The organism is Neorhizobium sp. DAR64872/K0K18 (assembly GCF_050500175.1).
Taxonomy (GTDB): domain Bacteria; phylum Pseudomonadota; class Alphaproteobacteria; order Rhizobiales; family Rhizobiaceae; genus Neorhizobium; species Neorhizobium soli.
Genome location: NZ_CP191446.1, coordinates 626,976 through 644,382 on the forward strand (window position 1 = coordinate 626,976; position 17,407 = coordinate 644,382).

At 61.4% G+C, this 17,407-nt stretch carries 16 protein-coding genes; 10 read left to right on the top strand and 6 right to left on the bottom strand.

What is annotated here, in order from left to right; genetic code table 11:
* The first annotated feature begins 139 nt into the window (after positions 1–139).
* From hisS to ACQY1P_RS08410, 4 genes are all read left to right on the top strand, one after another.
* Positions 140–1,660, top strand: a complete 1,521-nt coding sequence (gene hisS / locus ACQY1P_RS08395; RefSeq protein ID WP_430256048.1) for a histidine--tRNA ligase — start codon at positions 140–142, stop codon at positions 1,658–1,660.
* 199 nt (positions 1,661–1,859) lie between these two features.
* Complete coding sequence (locus ACQY1P_RS08400; protein WP_430256050.1) at positions 1,860–2,975, top strand: ATP phosphoribosyltransferase regulatory subunit; 1,116 nt, start codon at positions 1,860–1,862, stop codon at positions 2,973–2,975.
* Positions 2,975–3,670 carry an ATP phosphoribosyltransferase gene (gene hisG / locus ACQY1P_RS08405; protein ID WP_430256052.1) on the top strand — a complete coding sequence of 232 codons (696 nt, stop codon included), beginning with the start codon at positions 2,975–2,977 and terminating at the stop codon, positions 3,668–3,670. The genes ACQY1P_RS08400 and hisG overlap by 1 nt, the downstream gene beginning before the upstream one ends.
* On the top strand, positions 3,670–4,287 hold the full coding sequence (locus tag ACQY1P_RS08410) for a class I SAM-dependent DNA methyltransferase (protein WP_430256053.1): 618 nt from the start codon (positions 3,670–3,672) through the stop codon (positions 4,285–4,287). The genes hisG and ACQY1P_RS08410 overlap by 1 nt, the downstream gene beginning before the upstream one ends.
* A gap of 71 nt (positions 4,288–4,358) precedes the next feature.
* Here the strand turns inward: ACQY1P_RS08410 and ACQY1P_RS08415 are convergent, their stop codons facing one another.
* Complete coding sequence (locus ACQY1P_RS08415; protein ID WP_062453720.1) at positions 4,359–4,805, bottom strand: DoxX family protein; 447 nt, start codon at positions 4,803–4,805, stop codon at positions 4,359–4,361.
* A gap of 267 nt (positions 4,806–5,072) precedes the next feature.
* On the opposite strand from ACQY1P_RS08415, the gene ACQY1P_RS08420 reads away from it, so the two are divergent.
* Positions 5,073–5,393 (top strand): hypothetical protein, encoded by a 321-nt coding sequence (locus ACQY1P_RS08420; protein ID WP_113165583.1) that lies wholly within the window; start codon positions 5,073–5,075, stop codon positions 5,391–5,393.
* 118 nt (positions 5,394–5,511) lie between these two features.
* Here ACQY1P_RS08420 and ACQY1P_RS08425 read toward each other — a convergent pair whose 3' ends face one another.
* From ACQY1P_RS08425 to groES, 3 genes are all read right to left on the bottom strand, one after another.
* A complete protein-coding gene (locus ACQY1P_RS08425; RefSeq protein ID WP_430256055.1) occupies positions 5,512–7,446 on the bottom strand; it encodes a methyl-accepting chemotaxis protein in 1,935 nt (644 codons plus the stop codon).
* 239 nt (positions 7,447–7,685) lie between these two features.
* Positions 7,686–9,332 (bottom strand): chaperonin GroEL, encoded by a 1,647-nt coding sequence (gene groL, locus ACQY1P_RS08430; protein WP_192076482.1) that lies wholly within the window; start codon positions 9,330–9,332, stop codon positions 7,686–7,688.
* Positions 9,333–9,391: 59 nt separating this feature from the next.
* Complete coding sequence (gene groES, locus ACQY1P_RS08435) at positions 9,392–9,688, bottom strand: co-chaperone GroES (RefSeq protein ID WP_062453716.1); 297 nt, start codon at positions 9,686–9,688, stop codon at positions 9,392–9,394.
* Between the two features lie 158 nt (positions 9,689–9,846).
* On the opposite strand from groES, the gene chrA reads away from it, so the two are divergent.
* The 4 genes from chrA to ACQY1P_RS08455 all read left to right on the top strand — a co-directional run bounded on the left by chrA (position 9,847) and on the right by ACQY1P_RS08455 (position 13,452).
* Positions 9,847–11,196, top strand: a complete 1,350-nt coding sequence (gene chrA / locus ACQY1P_RS08440; protein ID WP_430256057.1) for a chromate efflux transporter — start codon at positions 9,847–9,849, stop codon at positions 11,194–11,196.
* A gap of 145 nt (positions 11,197–11,341) precedes the next feature.
* Positions 11,342–12,190: a TIGR01459 family HAD-type hydrolase gene (locus ACQY1P_RS08445; RefSeq protein ID WP_430256059.1), complete on the top strand. Its 849-nt coding sequence runs from the start codon at positions 11,342–11,344 to the stop codon at positions 12,188–12,190.
* Positions 12,191–12,203: 13 nt separating this feature from the next.
* Entirely contained in the window at positions 12,204–13,208 is a 1,005-nt protein-coding gene (locus tag ACQY1P_RS08450; protein WP_430256061.1) for a bifunctional riboflavin kinase/FAD synthetase, read from the top strand.
* A gap of 4 nt (positions 13,209–13,212) precedes the next feature.
* Positions 13,213–13,452, top strand: a complete 240-nt coding sequence (locus tag ACQY1P_RS08455; RefSeq protein ID WP_062579311.1) for a BrnA antitoxin family protein — start codon at positions 13,213–13,215, stop codon at positions 13,450–13,452.
* Here ACQY1P_RS08455 and ACQY1P_RS08460 read toward each other — a convergent pair.
* Both ACQY1P_RS08460 and ACQY1P_RS08465 read right to left on the bottom strand, forming a co-directional pair.
* Positions 13,449–13,907, bottom strand: coding sequence for a type II toxin-antitoxin system VapC family toxin (locus ACQY1P_RS08460; protein WP_430256063.1), 459 nt, complete (start codon positions 13,905–13,907; stop codon positions 13,449–13,451). The two genes, ACQY1P_RS08455 and ACQY1P_RS08460, sit on opposite strands and share 4 nt — an antisense overlap.
* Complete coding sequence (locus ACQY1P_RS08465; protein ID WP_062453709.1) at positions 13,904–14,170, bottom strand: type II toxin-antitoxin system Phd/YefM family antitoxin; 267 nt, start codon at positions 14,168–14,170, stop codon at positions 13,904–13,906. Before ACQY1P_RS08465 ends, ACQY1P_RS08460 begins: the two co-directional genes overlap by 4 nt.
* A 297-nt stretch (positions 14,171–14,467) precedes the next feature.
* Between ACQY1P_RS08465 and ileS the strand changes: the two genes are divergently transcribed.
* Positions 14,468–17,377, top strand: coding sequence for an isoleucine--tRNA ligase (gene ileS / locus ACQY1P_RS08470; RefSeq protein ID WP_430256066.1), 2,910 nt, complete (start codon positions 14,468–14,470; stop codon positions 17,375–17,377).
* Positions 17,378–17,407 lie beyond the last annotated feature (30 nt).

Genomic DNA, 17,407 nt, shown 5'->3' on the forward strand with positions numbered 1-17,407 from the left:
CCCTTATGGTGGCGCAATATATACCACCGCTCCACCCTGTTCGCCAGCCGCCGCCCTTGCCGCTCCGGCTGTCATCCTCTAAGAAACCGCACACTAATCCGGCCTTTCCCGAAGGCCCGAAGGCAATGGAATATCGATCATGAGCGACAAACAAAAGAAGCCCCAGAAACTGAAGGCCCGCCTGCCGCGCGGCTTTGTCGATCGTTCGAGCGCCGATATCCACGCCACCAACGAAATGGTCGGAAAAATCCGCGAAGTCTACGAGCGCTACGGTTTCGATCCACTCGAGACGCCGCTGTTCGAATATACCGATGCGCTCGGCAAGTTCCTGCCCGACAGCGACCGCCCCAACGAGGGCGTCTTCTCGCTGCAGGACGACGACGAACAGTGGATGTCGCTGCGCTACGATCTGACCGCGCCGCTCGCCCGCCACGTTGCCGAAAACTTCAACGAGATCCAGCTGCCGTTCCGCACCTACCGCGCCGGCTACGTGTTCCGCAACGAAAAGCCCGGCCCCGGCCGTTTCCGCCAGTTCATGCAGTTCGACGCCGATACGGTCGGCGCACCCGGCGTCCAGGCCGATGCCGAAATGTGCATGATGATGGCCGACACGATGGAAGCGCTGGGTATCAAGCGCGGCGATTACGTGATCCGGGTAAACAACCGCAAGGTTCTGGATGGCGTCATGGAGGCGATCGGCCTCGGTGGCGACGACAAGGCCGGCCAGCGGCTGAACGTGCTGCGCGCCATCGATAAGCTCGACAAGTTCGGCTCTGAGGGCGTTGCTCTGTTGCTGGGTGCCGGCCGCAAGGATGAGAGTGGCGACTTCACCAAGGGTGCGGGACTTGGCGAGGAACAGATCGAAAAGGTTCTCTTCTTCGTTGGCATCAAGGATTACGCGGAAAGCGCGGCTGAACTCGGCGAACTGGTTGCTGGAACAGCCAGGGGCAGCGAGGGCGTTGAGGAACTGAACATCATCGGCGCGCTGGCAACAGGTGCCGGTTACGGCCCCGATCGTATCAAGATCGACCCCTCCGTCGTCCGCGGCCTCGAATACTACACCGGCCCGGTCTTCGAAGCCGAACTCACCTTCGACGTCACAAATGATAAAGGCGAAAAGGTCGTGTTCGGGTCCGTGGGCGGCGGTGGTCGTTACGATGGTCTCGTGTCGCGCTTCATGGGCCAGCCGGTGCCGGCCACCGGTTTCTCCATCGGCGTCTCGCGGCTGCTGACGGCGCTGAAGAACCTTGGCAAGCTCGGCCAGGATGAGGTGGTCGCACCCGTCCTCGTCACCGTCATGGATGGTGATGTCGAGAGCATGGGACGCTACCAAAAATTCACGCAGGATCTCCGCCAAGCCGGCATCCGAGCCGAAATGTACCAAGGCAACTGGAAGAAATTCGGCAACCAGCTGAAATATGCCGACCGCCGCGGCTGCCCGATCGCCATCATCCAGGGCGGCGACGAGCGCGCCGGGGGTGTCGTTCAGCTGAAGGACCTGTTCGAGGGCAAGCGCCTCTCCGGCGAAATCACCGACAATGCCGAATGGCGCGAAGCCCGCGTCGCGCAGGATACGGTCTCAGAAGCCGATCTCGTCGCCAAGGTGCAGGAAATTCTTTCAGCTCAGGCCGAAGACCGCAGGCGGGCGAAGGGCGAATGATGTCTGTGACGGTGGCTTTTCCCCTCCCCAACCCTCCCCACAAGGGGGAGGGAGCGCGTTGGTGCGTGACGCCGGCGTCGGATTTTCCGCTGCGCCTCGCTGGTGAGATCGGCGATTGCCGCGACTCTTCTCCCCCCTTGTGGGGGAGATGGGCGGCAGCCCAGAGGGGGACTTTCTCCCCTACCGCAGGAGCTGTCCCATGCCACTGATCAACATGCCCGAATTTTCCGGTCGCCTGCTCGATGAATTTGCCGGTCGCGGTGCGGCCCGCATCGATACGCCGGTGATCCAGCCGGCAGCACCCTTTCTCGACATGGCCGGCGAGGATCTGCGCCGCCGCATCTTCCTCACCGAAAGCGAACGCGGCGAAAGCCTGTGCCTGCGGCCGGAATTCACCATTCCCGTCTGCCTGCGCCATATCGAAACCGCCACCGGCACGCCGCGGCGCTATTGCTATCTCGGCGAAGTGTTTCGCCAGCGTCGCGACGGCGACAACGAGTTCTATCAGGCCGGTATCGAGGATCTCGGCGAAAAGAACGTCGCAAGCGCCGATGCCCGTGCCGTCACCGATGCGGTCGAAATCATCGCGGGCCTGTTGCCCGGCCGCGCGCTCACGATCACGCTCGGAGACCAGACCGTGTTCGAAGCGGTCGTGCGCTCGCTCGGCCTGCCGCTCGGCTGGCAGAAGCGGCTGATCCAGGCATTTGGCAACACGGCGCTTCTGAAGCAACTGCTGCTGACTCTCGCCACCCCGCAGCCGGTCGCAGGCCTGTCGCCGGAGCTTGCCGATCTCTTGCGCCAGGACGAGGCGGCGCTGATCGACCATATCGACCGGACCATGCAGGACACCGGCTATTCCACCAATGCCAGCCGCTCGCCGCGCGAGATCGCAGCCCGGCTGACGGAAAAGCTGGCGCTCGCCGAAACCCGGCTGGATGGCGCAGCACTTCTGCTGCTCAGCGAGTTCCTGTCGCTGGAACTGCCGCTTTCGGAAGCCGCCGCCGCCCTTGCCGGTTTCGCCGATGCCGCTGGACTGTCGTTCGGCCATGCGCTTTCCGAATTCGAGGCCCGCGTTGCAGCGCTTCAGGATCTCGGCATGGACCCGTCCCGCATCACCTATCGAGCTGCCTTCGGTCGTCCGCTCGATTATTACACCGGCCTCGTTTTCGAGGTCACGCAAAAGGGGTCGGACGCGGTCCTGGTCGGTGGCGGTCGCTTCGACCGGCTGCTGACGCTGCTCGGCGCCGTCGACGACATTCCGGCCGTCGGCTTCTCGCTGTGGCTCGACCGGATCGAACAGGCGAGGGCGCGCTGATGACCATAACCATCGCTTTGCCCTCCAAGGGCCGCATGAAGGACGACGCCTCGGCGATCTTTGAGCGCGCCGGCCTGCCCATCGTCGCCGTCGGCAATGATCGCTCCTATCGCGGTCGTATCGAAGGTCACGAGGATATCGAGATCGCCTTTCTCTCGGCCTCCGAGATCGCCCGTGAACTCGGTGCCGGCGCCGTTGATTTCGGCGTCACCGGCGAGGATCTCGTGCGCGAAGGCCTTGTTGATGCCGACCGGCAGGTCGAGATCGTCGCCCGGCTCGGTTTCGGCCATGCGGATGTGGTCGTCGCCGTTCCGGAAATCTGGCTCGATGTCGATACCATGGCCGATCTTGGTGATGTCGCAGCTGATTTCCGCGCGCGTCACGGTCGGCGGTTGCAGATCGCCACGAAATACTGGCGGCTCACCCAGCAGCATTTCTCGTCGCAGCACGGCATCCAGCTTTACCGCATCGTCGAAAGCCTCGGCGCGACGGAAGGCGCACCGGCAGCAGGCCAAGCGGATATCATCGTCGATATCACCTCGACCGGCTCGACACTGCGCGCCAACCACCTGAAGATCCTGTCGGATGGCGTCATCCTCAAGTCGCAGGCCTGCCTGGTGAGAGCGCGCAAACTCGCGCATGAAGGCGATCCGCGCATCGCGCATATCGTCGACGCCGTGCGCAACGCGCTCTGATGGCCGGCGAAGACGCCAATATCATCGGGCTCTACGAACGCCACGCAGCTGCCTTCGACAAGCTGCGCGGCAGGACCCTGTTCGAACGACCATGGCTCGACAGGTTTGCGGCAACAATGCCGCCGCGCGGCCACGTGCTCGATCTCGGCTGTGGTGCAGCGGAACCGATCGCGGCAGATCTCATCCGCCGCAGTCTTCGCCTCACCGGTGTCGATACGTCGGAAACGCTGATCGGGCTTGCCCGCGAACGGTTTCCGGGCCGCGCCTGGATCGTTGCCGACATGCGCAAGTTCTACCAGCCGACCAAGTTCGATGGCATCATCGCCTGGCACAGCTTCTTCCACCTCAACCCGCAGGACCAGCGCGCCATGTTTCCGCGCTTTGCAGCACTTTCAGGCCCCGGTGCGGCGCTGATGTTTACCGCCGGCCATTTCGAAGGCGAGGCGATGGGGGAGTTCGGCGGTGAACCGCTTTACCACGCCAGCCTGTCACCGGAGGAATACGAAGCGCTCCTCACGAAAAACGGCTTCGAGGTGGTGGCGAGCGTCGCCCAGGATCCCCAATGCGGTGGCGCAACCGTCTGGCTGGCAAAGAACATCCGCCGCCGGACATCATAGCAATTCAAGAATAAAAAAAGCCCACCAGTCAGTTGACTGGCGGGCCTTCATGGCAGGGAACGCTTTAGAGGTTAGGCTGCGATTGCAACCTTGCCGCGGCGAGCGTCGACCGAGTAGAGACCTGGGCCGTAGGTGGCGAGCAGGATGTAGGCGCCGGCAAGGGTCACGTTCTTCATCAGCATGATGCCGTTGAGCGTGTTGATCCAGCCGAGAGCGGCATCCGGCCAGCCGGGAACGGCAACGGTGCCCGAATGGAACATCACGCCGGTGAAGATGCAGAACAGGGCAATCGCCCAGCCGGCAATCTTGGTCTGGAAGCCGACGAGAACGGCAAGACCGGCAACGAATTCGAACAGGCCGGCGAGATAGGCAAGGGCGGTTGCAGCCGGCATGCCGGCGCCTGCGATCATGCCGGCAGTGCCTGCAGGATCGGCCAGCTTGCCGAAGCCGGCAAAGATGAACATGAACGACAGAAGAATGCGTGCGACGAGAATGATGATGTTGTTGGTGCTGGACATGGGAAGTCTCCGGGTTGCGGCGCTGGATCTTTCTCCCCGCCGCGTGTGAATTCTTGAACCGGACATTACCCCTTTCTGCCAAACGCGAAAGATGAACGATCGGAGACTGTTTGTCTCATAAAAGTGAACGATCACGGCCATTTTAGAATGTGCAAAAAACCGCATATGCAATCGAAGGTGAACGCAACCTTCAGCCGGGGTTCACCGTTTGGCACCTACCATCGGGTCGTTCTCACATTGAGTTCGACCTCGAACTAGGAGGAAGATATGAAGAAGATCGCCATCACCACGCTCGCACTCGTCATGGCGTCTGCATTTGCAGTGCCGAGCTTTGCGCAGACATACCGCAGCGAAAGCCGCGAAAACCGGCAGGAAAACCGGATCTACCGCGGTGCCGTCACCGGCAAACTGACGCCGCAGGAGCTTCGCAACATCGCTCGCCAGCAGAACCGCATCGATCGCGCCCAGAACCGCGCAGCCCGCGATGGCGTAATCACCCCGCGCGAGCGCCGCGAGATCGAGCGCCGCCAGAACAACGCGTCGCGCAACATCTACCGCAAGAACAACAACCGCCGCACGATGTACTAAGCCGCGCGGCACTTGCAACGACCCTCGACCGTCCGGCTCTGCCGGGCGGTTTTTTTATGGGCGCGAAACGAAAAAAGGCGGCCCGGAGACCGCCCTTTCGGTTCGTCAATGTGGTCGATCAGAACTCTTCCCAGTTGGACGCGGCTGGCGCTAGCGAACCGAAGGCTGACGCAACCTTCTTGGCGAGGGTGCGTGCCGGCGAGGGGGTGGCGCGGGCGGTTGCGTGATCGGCAACGCGCACCGATGCGGACATTCCGCGGTCGCCTTCGGTGTTAAACCGACCGACGAGCTCGCGCAGGCGCTGGGCTTCCTGGGCAAGCGCCGCGCTTGCCGCCGTTGCTTCTTCCACCATCGCGGCGTTCTGCTGGGTTACCTGGTCCATCTGGTTGACGGCGACATTGACTTCCGACAGGCCGACCGACTGTTCCTTTGCGGACGTGGCAATCGCATCGAGCTGCGAATTGATCGCCACGACATGATTCTGGATCACCTGAAGCGCAGTGCCTGTGGCGCTCACCAGTTCGACGCCATTCTTGACTTCGGACGCCGAGTTCCGGATCAGGTCCTTGATCTCCTTTGCGGCCTGCGCGGAGCGCTGCGCGAGCTCGCGCACTTCTTGGGCAACCACCGCAAAGCCCTTGCCGGCTTCACCGGCGCGCGCCGCCTCAACGCCCGCATTGAGGGCGAGAAGGTTGGTCTGGAAGGCGATTTCGTCGATCACGCCGATGATGTTGGAGATCTGCGAGGACGACTGTTCGATCCGCTGCATCGCATCGACCGCTTTTGCAACGACGGCGCCGGACTGGGCAGCCGATTGATTGGCTTCGATCGCCATCGACCGGGCTTCCTCCGTGCGGCTGGTGGAGGTGCTGACATTGGCCGTGATCTGGTCGAGCGCTGCAGCTGTCTCTTCGAGCGAGGCGGCCTGCTGTTCGGTACGTTTCGACAGGTCGCCGGCGCTCTGGCTGAGTTCGCGGGATCCGCCGTCGATCGCGTTGGTGGCGTTGGCGACGGAGTGGAGCGTGTCGCGCAGCTTGGCGACCGAGTCGTTGAAATCCGCTCGCAAGCCTTCGAAGTCTGCGGCGAAAGCCCGGTCCAACTGGAAGGTGAGGTCTCCGGCCGAGAGCCGCTTGAGGCCTTCCGCCAGACCATTGGTCGCCTCGGCCATCGCCTCGCTGCGTTGGCGTTCGCTCTCCGCGTTGCGGACACGGTCCGCTTCCTGGGTCGTACGGTTCAGCTCGGCTTCGTGCTCCATTTCCTTGCTGCGCAGAGCATTGTCCTTGAACACCTGCAAGGCCTTGGCCATGCTGCCGACCTCGTCGCGGCGGTCCGCGCCGGCCACCAGCGCCGACAGATCCCCGTTTGCAAGGGTCAGCATCGTGCGCTGCAAGTGCTGGATGGGTCGTGCAAGCCAGGCACGGATCAGGAAGAAGCCTGCGACGAGCACGAGGGCGAGACCTCCGATAACGGCCACGAAAGTGGCGTAGATGGTTGTCTTCGCACTGGCGCTGAGATATTCGCTTTCCTGATTTGCAGCTGTCATCACTTCGTCGGTCACCACCGTGAGTTCTTCGGTAACGGCCGCAAACTTCGGCTTGCAGTCCCTCATGAAGGCTTCCTGAGACGCCAGCACGGCAGCCTCGTCCGTGGCCTGAGCTGCGGCCTGAACCACAGGGCCGCAAGCGTCATTGAGAACGCTCAAACCTTCCGCCTTGATCGGCGCCAGCTTGGCATTAGCGGGAAGGGCCGCCATCGCCTTGTCCATCCAGCCACCAAAAGAGGATTTGGCTTTTTCAAACGCCGCAAGATTGCTCGCGTTCTCTGCGTCAGTGCGCGACACAAGCAGGTCGCCAACGGCAGCGTGCCCGGTCTGCATGTAGCGATTGGCGCGTGCAATTGCCAAAGTTGCCAGACTTTCCTGCTGGAGAAGCCCGCCATACTCGCTATCCAGCGTTCGAATGCTGTTGCTGCTGTAGAAGGCAGTTGCGACGACGAATATGCCGAAGAACGACATGAGCGTCAGAAATTTACCGATCAAAGATACGTGCTTCATGGCAACCTGCGCGTTGGTGTTTGATTAAGCGCAGTTAATGTGAAGTTGCTTAGAAGAGCGTCACTGCCGAATTACTATTTTATACGAATAAAAATTATCAGTCCTTGTCGTTCGGTAAGTTCAGAGGGGGAAATGCTATGCATGCTGTATGCCTCAATAGCAGAAAGGGCGCCGGTTGCCCGACGCCCTTTCCGAAACACTGAACCTGAAGGATCAGATGTGCAGACCTTACGGCCTGATCACATCATGTCCATTCCGCCCATGCCGCCCATTCCGCCGCCGCCCATGCCGCCGCCAGCCGATTCCTTCTTAGGAAGTTCGGCAATCATGGCTTCGGTGGTGATCAGCAGCGAAGCAACCGAAGCTGCGTTCTGCAGAGCCGTGCGAACGACCTTGACCGGATCGACGATACCCATGGCGATCATGTCGCCATATTCCGACGTCTGGGCGTTGTAGCCGAAGTTGTCGCTGTTGCCGTCGAGGATCTTGCCGACAACGATCGAAGCTTCGTCACCAGCGTTGGTTGCGATCTGGCGAACCAGCGACTGCAGCGCCTTGCGGACGATGTTGATGCCGGCTTCCTGGTCGTCGTTCGCGCCCTTGGACGTGATCTTGGTCGAAGCGCGCAGGAGTGCGGTACCGCCGCCTGGGACGATGCCTTCCTGAACGGCAGCGCGCGTCGCGTTAAGCGCGTCGTCGATGCGGTCCTTGCGTTCCTTGACTTCGATCTCCGTGGAGCCGCCGACGCGGATGACGGCAACGCCGCCAGCGAGCTTGGCAAGACGTTCCTGCAGCTTTTCGCGGTCATAGTCCGAAGAAGTTTCTTCGATCTGTGCCTTGATCTGTGCAACGCGGCCTTCGATGTCGGTCTTCTGACCGGCGCCGTCGACGATCGTCGTATTTTCCTTGGTGATCGAAACCTTCTTCGAACGGCCGAGCATGTCGAGCGTTACGGTTTCGAGCTTGATGCCGAGGTCTTCGGAGATGACAGTGCCGCCCGTCAGGATGGCGATGTCTTCCAGCATGGCCTTACGGCGATCGCCGAAGCCAGGGGCCTTGACGGCAGCAATCTTCAGGCCGCCACGCAGCTTGTTGACGACGAGCGTTGCAAGAGCTTCGCCTTCGACGTCTTCAGCGATGATCAGGAGCGGCTTGCCGGTCTGAACGACAGCTTCGAGAACAGGCAGCATGGCCTGAAGGTTCGAAAGCTTCTTTTCGTGCAGAAGGATGTAAGCGTCGTCGAGATCGGCGACCATCTTTTCCGGGTTGGTCACGAAGTAAGGCGACAGGTAGCCGCGGTCGAACTGCATGCCTTCGACGACTTCGAGTTCGGTTTCAGCGGTCTTGGCTTCTTCGACGGTGATAACACCTTCGTTGCCAACCTTCTGCATGGCCTCAGCAATGTCACGGCCGACCTGTGCGTCGCCGTTTGCCGAAATCGTGCCGACCTGTGCAACTTCTTCCGAAGTCGAGATCTTCTTGGCGTTGGCCTGGAGATCCTTGACGACTTCTGCAACGGCGAGATCGATGCCGCGCTTCAGGTCCATCGGGTTCATGCCGGCGGCCACTGCCTTGTTGCCTTCGCGAACGATGGCCTGTGCAAGAACGGTAGCAGTCGTGGTGCCGTCGCCGGCGATGTCGTTGGTCTTCGAAGCAACTTCGCGGACCATCTGGGCGCCCATGTTTTCGAACTTGTCTTCAAGTTCGATTTCCTTGGCGACCGAAACACCGTCCTTGGTGATGCGCGGAGCGCCGAAGGACTTGTCGATGATGACGTTACGACCCTTGGGGCCGAGCGTGACCTTCACTGCGTCAGCGAGGATATCGACGCCGTGAAGCATCTTTTCGCGCGCGGTGCGGCCAAACTTGATTTCTTTAGCTGCCATGTTGGGAACTCCTGAAAAGGGGTGTCAGCAAATATTGGAAGAAGAGCAGTCGGCTAAAATCAGCCGATGATGCCCATGATGTCGGCTTCCTTCATGATCAGAAGGTCGACGCCATCGAGCTTGACTTCGGTGCCCGACCACTTGCCGAACAGAACGCGGTCGCCGACCTTGACGTCGAGTGCAACCTGCTTGCCGCTTTCGTCGCGGGCGCCAGGACCAACGGCGATGATTTCGCCTTCAGCTGGCTTTTCCTTGGCGGTATCGGGAATGATGATGCCGCCCTTGGTCTTTTCTTCAGACTCGACGCGCTTGACTACAACGCGGTCGTGCAGGGGGCGAAAATTGGTGCTTGTCATTGTCTAATCCCTCGATCAAATGACATGGACGGGTCTCAAGGACCCGCGGAGTGACGTTTAGCACTCATCTATCGAGAGTGCTAACGAGACCCGAGATAAGGATGGCTGCGAGCTGAGTCAAGAACGGGCTTGAAAAATTCAGGGCTCAAGGAGCGGCCATGCAGAATACGCTTAACGACCAAAACCCGGGCCCGGCGCCGAGCTTTCGTGAGCTCGTGGCCGTGTTTGCCCGGATCGGTGCCCTCAGTTTCGGCGGGCCTGCCGGACAGATCGGCATGATGCACAAGACTTTGGTGGAAGAAAGACGCTGGCTCTCGGAAGAGCGGTTTCTGCACGCCCTTAACTACTGCATGCTGCTGCCCGGCCCGGAAGCGCAGCAACTGGCCACCTATATCGGCTGGCTGCTGTTTGGCGTGCGCGGCGGTATCGTCTCCGGCCTTCTTTTCGTCCTTCCCGGCCTTGCCATCATTCTGGGGCTTTCGGCGGCCTACGTCCTCTACCAGGATGCGACATGGCTTGCCGGCCTGTTCTTCGGCCTGAAGGCGGCGGTCCTTGCAATCGTGGTGGAGGCCGTGATCCGCCTCGGACGCCGAACACTGAAAACCACATTCCTGCGCTGCGTCGCGGCCGCGGCCTTCGTGGCCCTGTTCTTCTTCAGCCTGCCGTTTCCGCTCGTCGTGTTTGCGGCCGGTCTCGCAGGCTATCTGATGACGCGGGCAGGGGGGCAGCAAACTCAAGACGGCGTCGCCAAAGGAGACGGCCCTCCCGGCGCGAAAACACCTGGTGTCGCCCGCACGATCGCGACGCTTGTATTCTGGATCCTCGTCTGGCAGTCGCCTGTCCTGGCGCTCTGGGCCTTCGGAGCACCGGAAAGCTTGTCCAGCCTGTTCGCGTTTTTCTCCAAGATGGCACTGGTCACCTTCGGCGGCGCCTATGCGGTTTTGGCCTATGTGGCGCAGGTCGCAGTCGCCGATTACGGCTGGCTTAAGCCGGGGGAGATGCTGGATGGACTGGCGCTTGCCGAAACCACGCCCGGCCCGCTCGTGCTGGTCCTGTCCTTCGTCGGCTTTCTCGTCGGTTTCCGGGAAGCCTCCGGTCTCGGCCCCGTCACGGGCGGAATCATCGGCGGCCTGCTCGTCGCCTGGGCCACTTTCGTGCCGAGCTTCGTCTTCATCTTTGCGGGCGCCCCTCTGATCGAACGCCTGCGCGGCAACGCCCTTTTATCCGGTGCGCTGTCGGCCATCACCGCCGCGGTCGTCGGCGTCATCCTCAACCTCGCAATCTGGTTCGGCCTCCACGTTCTGTTCAAAGAGGTCCGCCACGTCGATCTCTTCCCGCCCATCGGATTTGGCCTTTCCGTCCCGGTCTGGTCCAGCCTCGATCCCATCGCGCTCGTGCTGTTCGCAGCCTCCGCCGTCATGCTGTTCGTCCTGAAACTCGGCATGGTACCGGTGCTCGCCATCAGCGCGGCGGCGGGTTTTCTCGCCCAGATTGTCCTGATCCAGTGAGGATCGGACCATTGCAAAAATATGAAGTTTTGTCGCGATCTGCGTCGCGCGGCCCGCTTTCACCGCCTTCTCCCTTGTAATCTCGCCAACGGTTTGCGATGTCAGCCTCCTAATCGAGCAGGCAAAACCGGCAGGAACTTTTGACATGGCAAAGCGCATCCAGAATTTGAACGACGTGATCGAGGGCTACGATGTCGTGCTTTCGGACGTCTGGGGCGTGGTCCATAACGGCGTCGAAGCCTTCCAGCATTCCTGCACGGCCCTGGCCGCCGCCAGAGAAGCCGGCGCCACTGTCGTCCTGATCACCAACTCGCCGCGTCCCGCACCCGGCGTCATCGAACAGATGAGGCACCTCGGTGTTCCCGATGGAACCTATGACCGGATCGTCACGTCTGGCGATGTCACCCGGCATCTGGTCGCCGAAGGCCCGAAGAAGGTGTTTCTGCTGGGGCCTGAACGCGACCTCAACTTCTTCGATGGACTGGGTATCGAGATCGTTTCTGAAGCCGACGCCGATTGCGTCGTCTGCACCGGCTTCTTCGACGACGAGAAGGAAGTGCCCGAAGACTATACCCAGATGCTGACCACCTTCATCAACCGCAACGTGCCGATGATCTGCGCGAACCCGGATCTGGTGGTCGAACGCGGTCACCGGATCATTCCGTGCGCCGGTGCGGTCGCCGCCTATTACGAGCAGCTCGGTGGCCAGGTCCGCGTCGCCGGCAAGCCGCACAAGCCGATCTACGACGAGGCGCTCTCGATTGCCCGCCAGGAGCGCGGCGATGTCGACAAGGCGAGGGTTCTCGCGATCGGCGACGGCATGCCGACCGATGTTCGTGGCGCGCTTTCGCAAGGCCTCGACCTGCTTTATATCAGTGCCGGCATTCACATCGCGGAATATGCTGTCGATGGTGAAACCGACGAGGCAATCATGCAGGAATGGCTGAAAAGCGAGAACGCGGCGCCGAAATTCTGGATGCCGCGTCTCGCCTGATCCGGAACCTGACATGACCGTATTTCACCGCAACGAAATGAAGGAGCCGCTGCCCGAAAGCCTCAAGGGCGGCGTCGTCGCGATCGGCAATTTCGATGGCGTCCACCGCGGCCATCGCAGCGTGCTCGATCGTGCGCTGGAACTTGCCGCCAGCCGCGGTGTGCCAGCACTCGTCTTGACGTTCGAGCCACATCCGCGCACCGTCTTCAACCCCGACCAGCCCGTCTTTCGCCTGACGCCGGCACCGCTCAAGGCACGGCTCCTGGAAGCGATGGGGTTTCACTCGGTGATCGAATACCCGTTCGACCGCGACTTCGCGACCCGTTCGGCCGAGGATTTCGTGAAGACGATCCTGACCGACTGGCTGGGGGCAAGCGCCGTCGTCACGGGCTTCGACTTCCATTTCGGCAAGGGCCGTGAAGGCGGACCGGCCTTCCTGATGGGCGCCGGCGATCGTTACGGCTTTACGGTGTCGCTGGTGGATGCCTTTCGCGATGAAAACGCAGAAGTCGTCTCGTCGAGCCGCATTCGCGATCTGATCGCCGAAGGAGACGTCGTCGCTGCCGCAGGCCTGCTCGGCTATCGCTATACGGTCGAGGCGGAAGTGATCGGCGGCGAACAGCTCGGCCGCCAGCTCGGTTATCCCACCGCGAACATGAAGCTTGCCCCCGAAACGGAACTGAAGCCCGGCATCTACGCCGTGCGCTTCAGACGCGCCGACGGCACGCTTCACGACGGCGTCGCAAGCTACGGCCGCCGCCCGACGGTGACTGACGACGGCGCACCGCTTCTCGAAACCTATCTGTTCGATTTCTCCGGAAACCTCTACGGCGAGCTCTGCTCGGTCTCCTTCTTCGGCTACCTGCGCCCCGAACTCAAATTCGACGGCCTCGACCCACTGGTTGCCCAGATGAAAAACGACGAGGAAGAGGCGAGGGCGCTGCTTTCAGGCGTAAAGCCGCTCGGCGAACTGGACATGAAGATCGCGTTCGAATCGAATGTCGACAACGGAGGATAAGCGCATGGCAACCCCACCCCGCAGGCCCGTAAACCCGATGGAAGCGGCCGAAGCGCTGTTCAAGCCGGTCAAGAAACCCGCTGCTCCGGCAGTGGAACGACGCGCTGCTCCTCAGGCAAAGGAACTCGTGTCACTGAAGCTCGACAGCGCCGTCATCGAATATTTCCAGGACGACGGCCCCGGCTGGCAGGATCGCATCAACGATGCCTTGGTGGCGGTGATGAAAGCCAACCCGAAGGTTTAGCGGCCACTCAACGGAAACTGCGCAACATCGTCCCGCCAGGGATCGAAGATCGCTGCGCCCGAGATGGTGACGTCCTTGACGTTGCGGGTGATTAGGTAGAGATCGTGCTCGATTGCGGTCGCCGCGAAGAGGGTGTCGATAACGGGTGGCGCGTGACCGGTGGCACGCTTCACGCGTCCCGAGATCTCGCCCCACCGGCGCACGACAGGATCGGTCGCGGACAGGATACGGCCACTGAACCGCGCTTCCAGTGCATCGGTGGCGGCCTTGTAGCGGTAGCGATTGGCATCGTTTTCGGGAAGGTTCGCAATTCCCTTGTCGTATTCGGCCAGCGTCAGAACGCTGATGAACAGCCGATCTTCATCCTGGTCTGCCGCCCAGCGTTTGACGGAAGGCGCGCCGATCGGGTTGATCAGGGCGGAAATGACGTTGGTGTCCAGAAGCCAGCCGATCACAGTTCCACGTCCCGTCCGCGGTCGGCATCCCGGTCGAGATTGAGATCCTCCAGTCCCAACCCTTCCATGAAATCTATCAGCGATGTCTTGGGCGCTGGCCTGCTCAACCGCTCCAGCTCCTCGCTGCTGATGACCACGACGCTGTCTTTTCCGCGCACCGTCACATGCTGCGGGCCTTCGTTACGGGCGCGCCGCACGACCTCGGAAAACCGTGCCTTGGCATCTTCGAGCTTCCAGATGTTTTCCTGACGTCTTTCCGGCATGTCGTCCTCCAACTGGTCAGATAGTCAGTTGTAATCCAAGGGCGGGCAGGGAGTCCACGAACCATCTCGGTTTTGCCCCTTCCTTTCACCCGAAAAACACCGTAATAACCGCCCCCATGACAGATTTCCGGCGGGCCAGGATCATGGCCGCGATGATCATACGAATTATCGGCCCGGCCTTCCGCGCGGCTTGAACAGTCGGCCGGAGGGTCCGGGTTTTCGGCGCTTCCAGGAGCGCTTCTGCCACCGAATTCATCCGCATGCGCCCCTGTCCCGGCGCCAGAGACGATAGCCAATATGACCGATACAGTGACTGAAAAGCTCGATTACTCGAAGACCCTCTATCTGCCCGAGACCGAGTTTCCGATGCGGGCAGGCCTGCCGCAGAAAGAGCCGGAAACCGTTGCCCGCTGGCGCGAGATGGACCTATACAAGAAGCTGCGCACCTCCGCCGCCGGTCGCGAAAAATTCGTGCTGCACGATGGCCCTCCTTACGCCAACGGCAACATCCATATCGGCCATGCGCTGAACAAGATCCTCAAGGACGTCATCACCCGCTCGTTCCAGATGCGCGGCTATGATGCGAACTACGTTCCCGGCTGGGATTGCCACGGTCTGCCGATCGAGTGGAAGATCGAGGAAGAGAATTACCGCGCCAAGGGCAAGGCCAAGCCCGACCTGAAACAGCCGGACGCGATGATCGAATTCCGCAAGGAATGCCGCGCCTATGCGCAGAAGTGGATCGCGATCCAGGCCGAAGAATTCAAGCGCCTCGGCATCGTCGGCGATTTCGACAGACCCTACCTGACCATGGATTTCCACTCGGAAAGCCGCATCGCCGGCGAACTTCTGAAGATCGCCATGAGCGGCCAGCTCTATCGCGGCTCGAAGCCGATCATGTGGTCGGTGGTCGAGCGCACGGCGCTGGCGGAAGCCGAGGTTGAATACCACGATTACGAGAGCGACACGATCTGGGTGAAGTTCCCGGTGAACAGTGGCTCGGCAGAACTGGCTGACGCCCATGTGGTCATCTGGACGACGACGCCGTGGACCATCCCGGGCAACCGCGCCATCGCCTATTCGCCGAAGGTCTCCTATGGCCTCTACGAAGTCACCGAAGCTGCCAATGATTTTGGCCCGCAGCCGGGCGAGAAACTGATCTTTGCAGACAGCCTGGCGGACGAATCCGCAGCTAAGGCAAAGCTCGCCTTCAACCGTCTGCGGGGCGTCTCCGCCGACGAATTGGCTGGCATCACCTGCGCGCATCCCCTTAAGGATCTCGGCTACGACTTCACCGTCCCACTCCTCGCCGGCGACCACGTCACCGACGATGCCGGTACCGGTTTCGTCCACACGGCGCCGTCCCACGGCCGCGAGGATTTCGAGGCCTGGATGTCCAGCGTCAAGGAACTCGAAGCGCGCGGCATCGATCCGCGCATCCCGTTCCCGGTGGATGACTCGGGCACCTACACCACCGACGCCCCCGGTTTCGAGGGCGCCCGCGTCATGGATGACAACGGCAAGAAGGGCGATGCCAACGACCGCGTCATCAAGGCGCTGATCGAACGCGAAGCGCTGTTTGCCCGTGGCCGCCTCAAGCATTCCTATCCGCATTCCTGGCGTTCCAAGAAGCCGATCATCTTCCGCAACACGCCGCAGTGGTTCGTCTATATGGACAAGGACCTCGCCGACGGCACGACCCTGCGCACCCGTGCGCTGACCGCTATCGACGATACCCGCTTCGTGCCCGCCGCCGGCCAGAACCGTCTGCGCGCCATGATCGAGCAGCGCCCGGACTGGGTTCTGTCGCGCCAGCGCGCCTGGGGCGTCCCGATCTGCGTGTTTGCAGATGAGGAAGGCAATGTCCTGCAGGATGAAGAGGTCAATGCCCGCATCCTGGAAGCCTTCGATGCCGAAGGTGCCGATGCCTGGTTTGCCGAAGGTGCCAAGGAACGCTTCCTGGGCAACGCCCATGACGGCGCCAAGTGGACGCAGGTCATGGACATCCTCGACGTCTGGTTCGATTCAGGCTCGACGCACACGTTTACCCTCGAAGACCGTCCGGACCTGAAATGGCCGGCCGACGTCTATCTCGAAGGCTCCGACCAGCATCGCGGCTGGTTCCATTCGTCGCTTCTGGAATCGGCTGCCACCCGCGGCCGCGCGCCCTATGACACGGTCGTCACCCATGGTTTCACCATGGATGAGAAGGGCCAGAAAATGTCGAAGTCGCTCGGCAATGTCGTGGCGCCGCAGGATGTCATGAAGGATGCCGGCGCCGATATCCTGCGTCTCTGGGTCATGACCACCGACTATTGGGAAGACCAGCGCCTTGGCAAGACGATCATCCAGACCAATGTCGATGCCTATCGCAAGCTGCGCAACACCATCCGCTGGATGCTCGGCACGCTGGCCCACGACGACGGCGAAGAGATCGCTTATGCCGAGCTCCCGGAACTTGAAAAGCTCATGCTGCATCGGCTGTCCGAACTCGATGAAGTCGTGCGCACCGGTTACGATGCGTTCGAATTCAAGAAGATCGCCCGCGCACTGATCGATTTTAGCAATATCGAACTGTCGGCCTTCTACTTCGACATCCGCAAGGATGCGCTCTATTGCGACGCTCCGTCGTCGCTGCGCCGTCGCGCCTCGCTTGCGGTCATCCGCAAGATCTTCGAATGCACGGTCACCTGGCTCGCACCCATGCTGCCCTTCACCACGGAAGAGGCATGGCTGTCCCTGAAGCCCGATGCCGTCTCCGTGCATCTGGAACAGTTCCCGGATGTGCCTGCCGAGTGGAAGAACGATGCGGTTGCCGAGAAATGGGCAAAGATCCGCAAGGTTCGCTCGGTCGTCACAGGCGCGCTGGAAATCGAGCGCAAGGACAAGCGCATCGGTTCGTCGCTGGAAGCCGCACCCGTTGTCCATGTCGCCGATGCCGAGCTTTTGAAGGCGCTGGACGGGCTGGATTTCGAAGAAACCTGCATCACATCCGCCATCACGATCGTGGCAGACGAAGGCCCGCAGACGGCGTTCCGTCTTGCGGAAGTCTCGGGCGTGTCGGTTGAGCCGAAGCCTGCTGACGGCGTCAAATGCGCCCGCTCGTGGCGGGTGACGACGGATGTCGGGTCAGATCCCGCCTGGCCGGATGTTTCGGCCCGCGATGCGGCTGCATTGACAGAACTGGCCAAGCTTGGCCGGCTCTGATGGCTTGCAGATTACCGGATGATTGCGCTT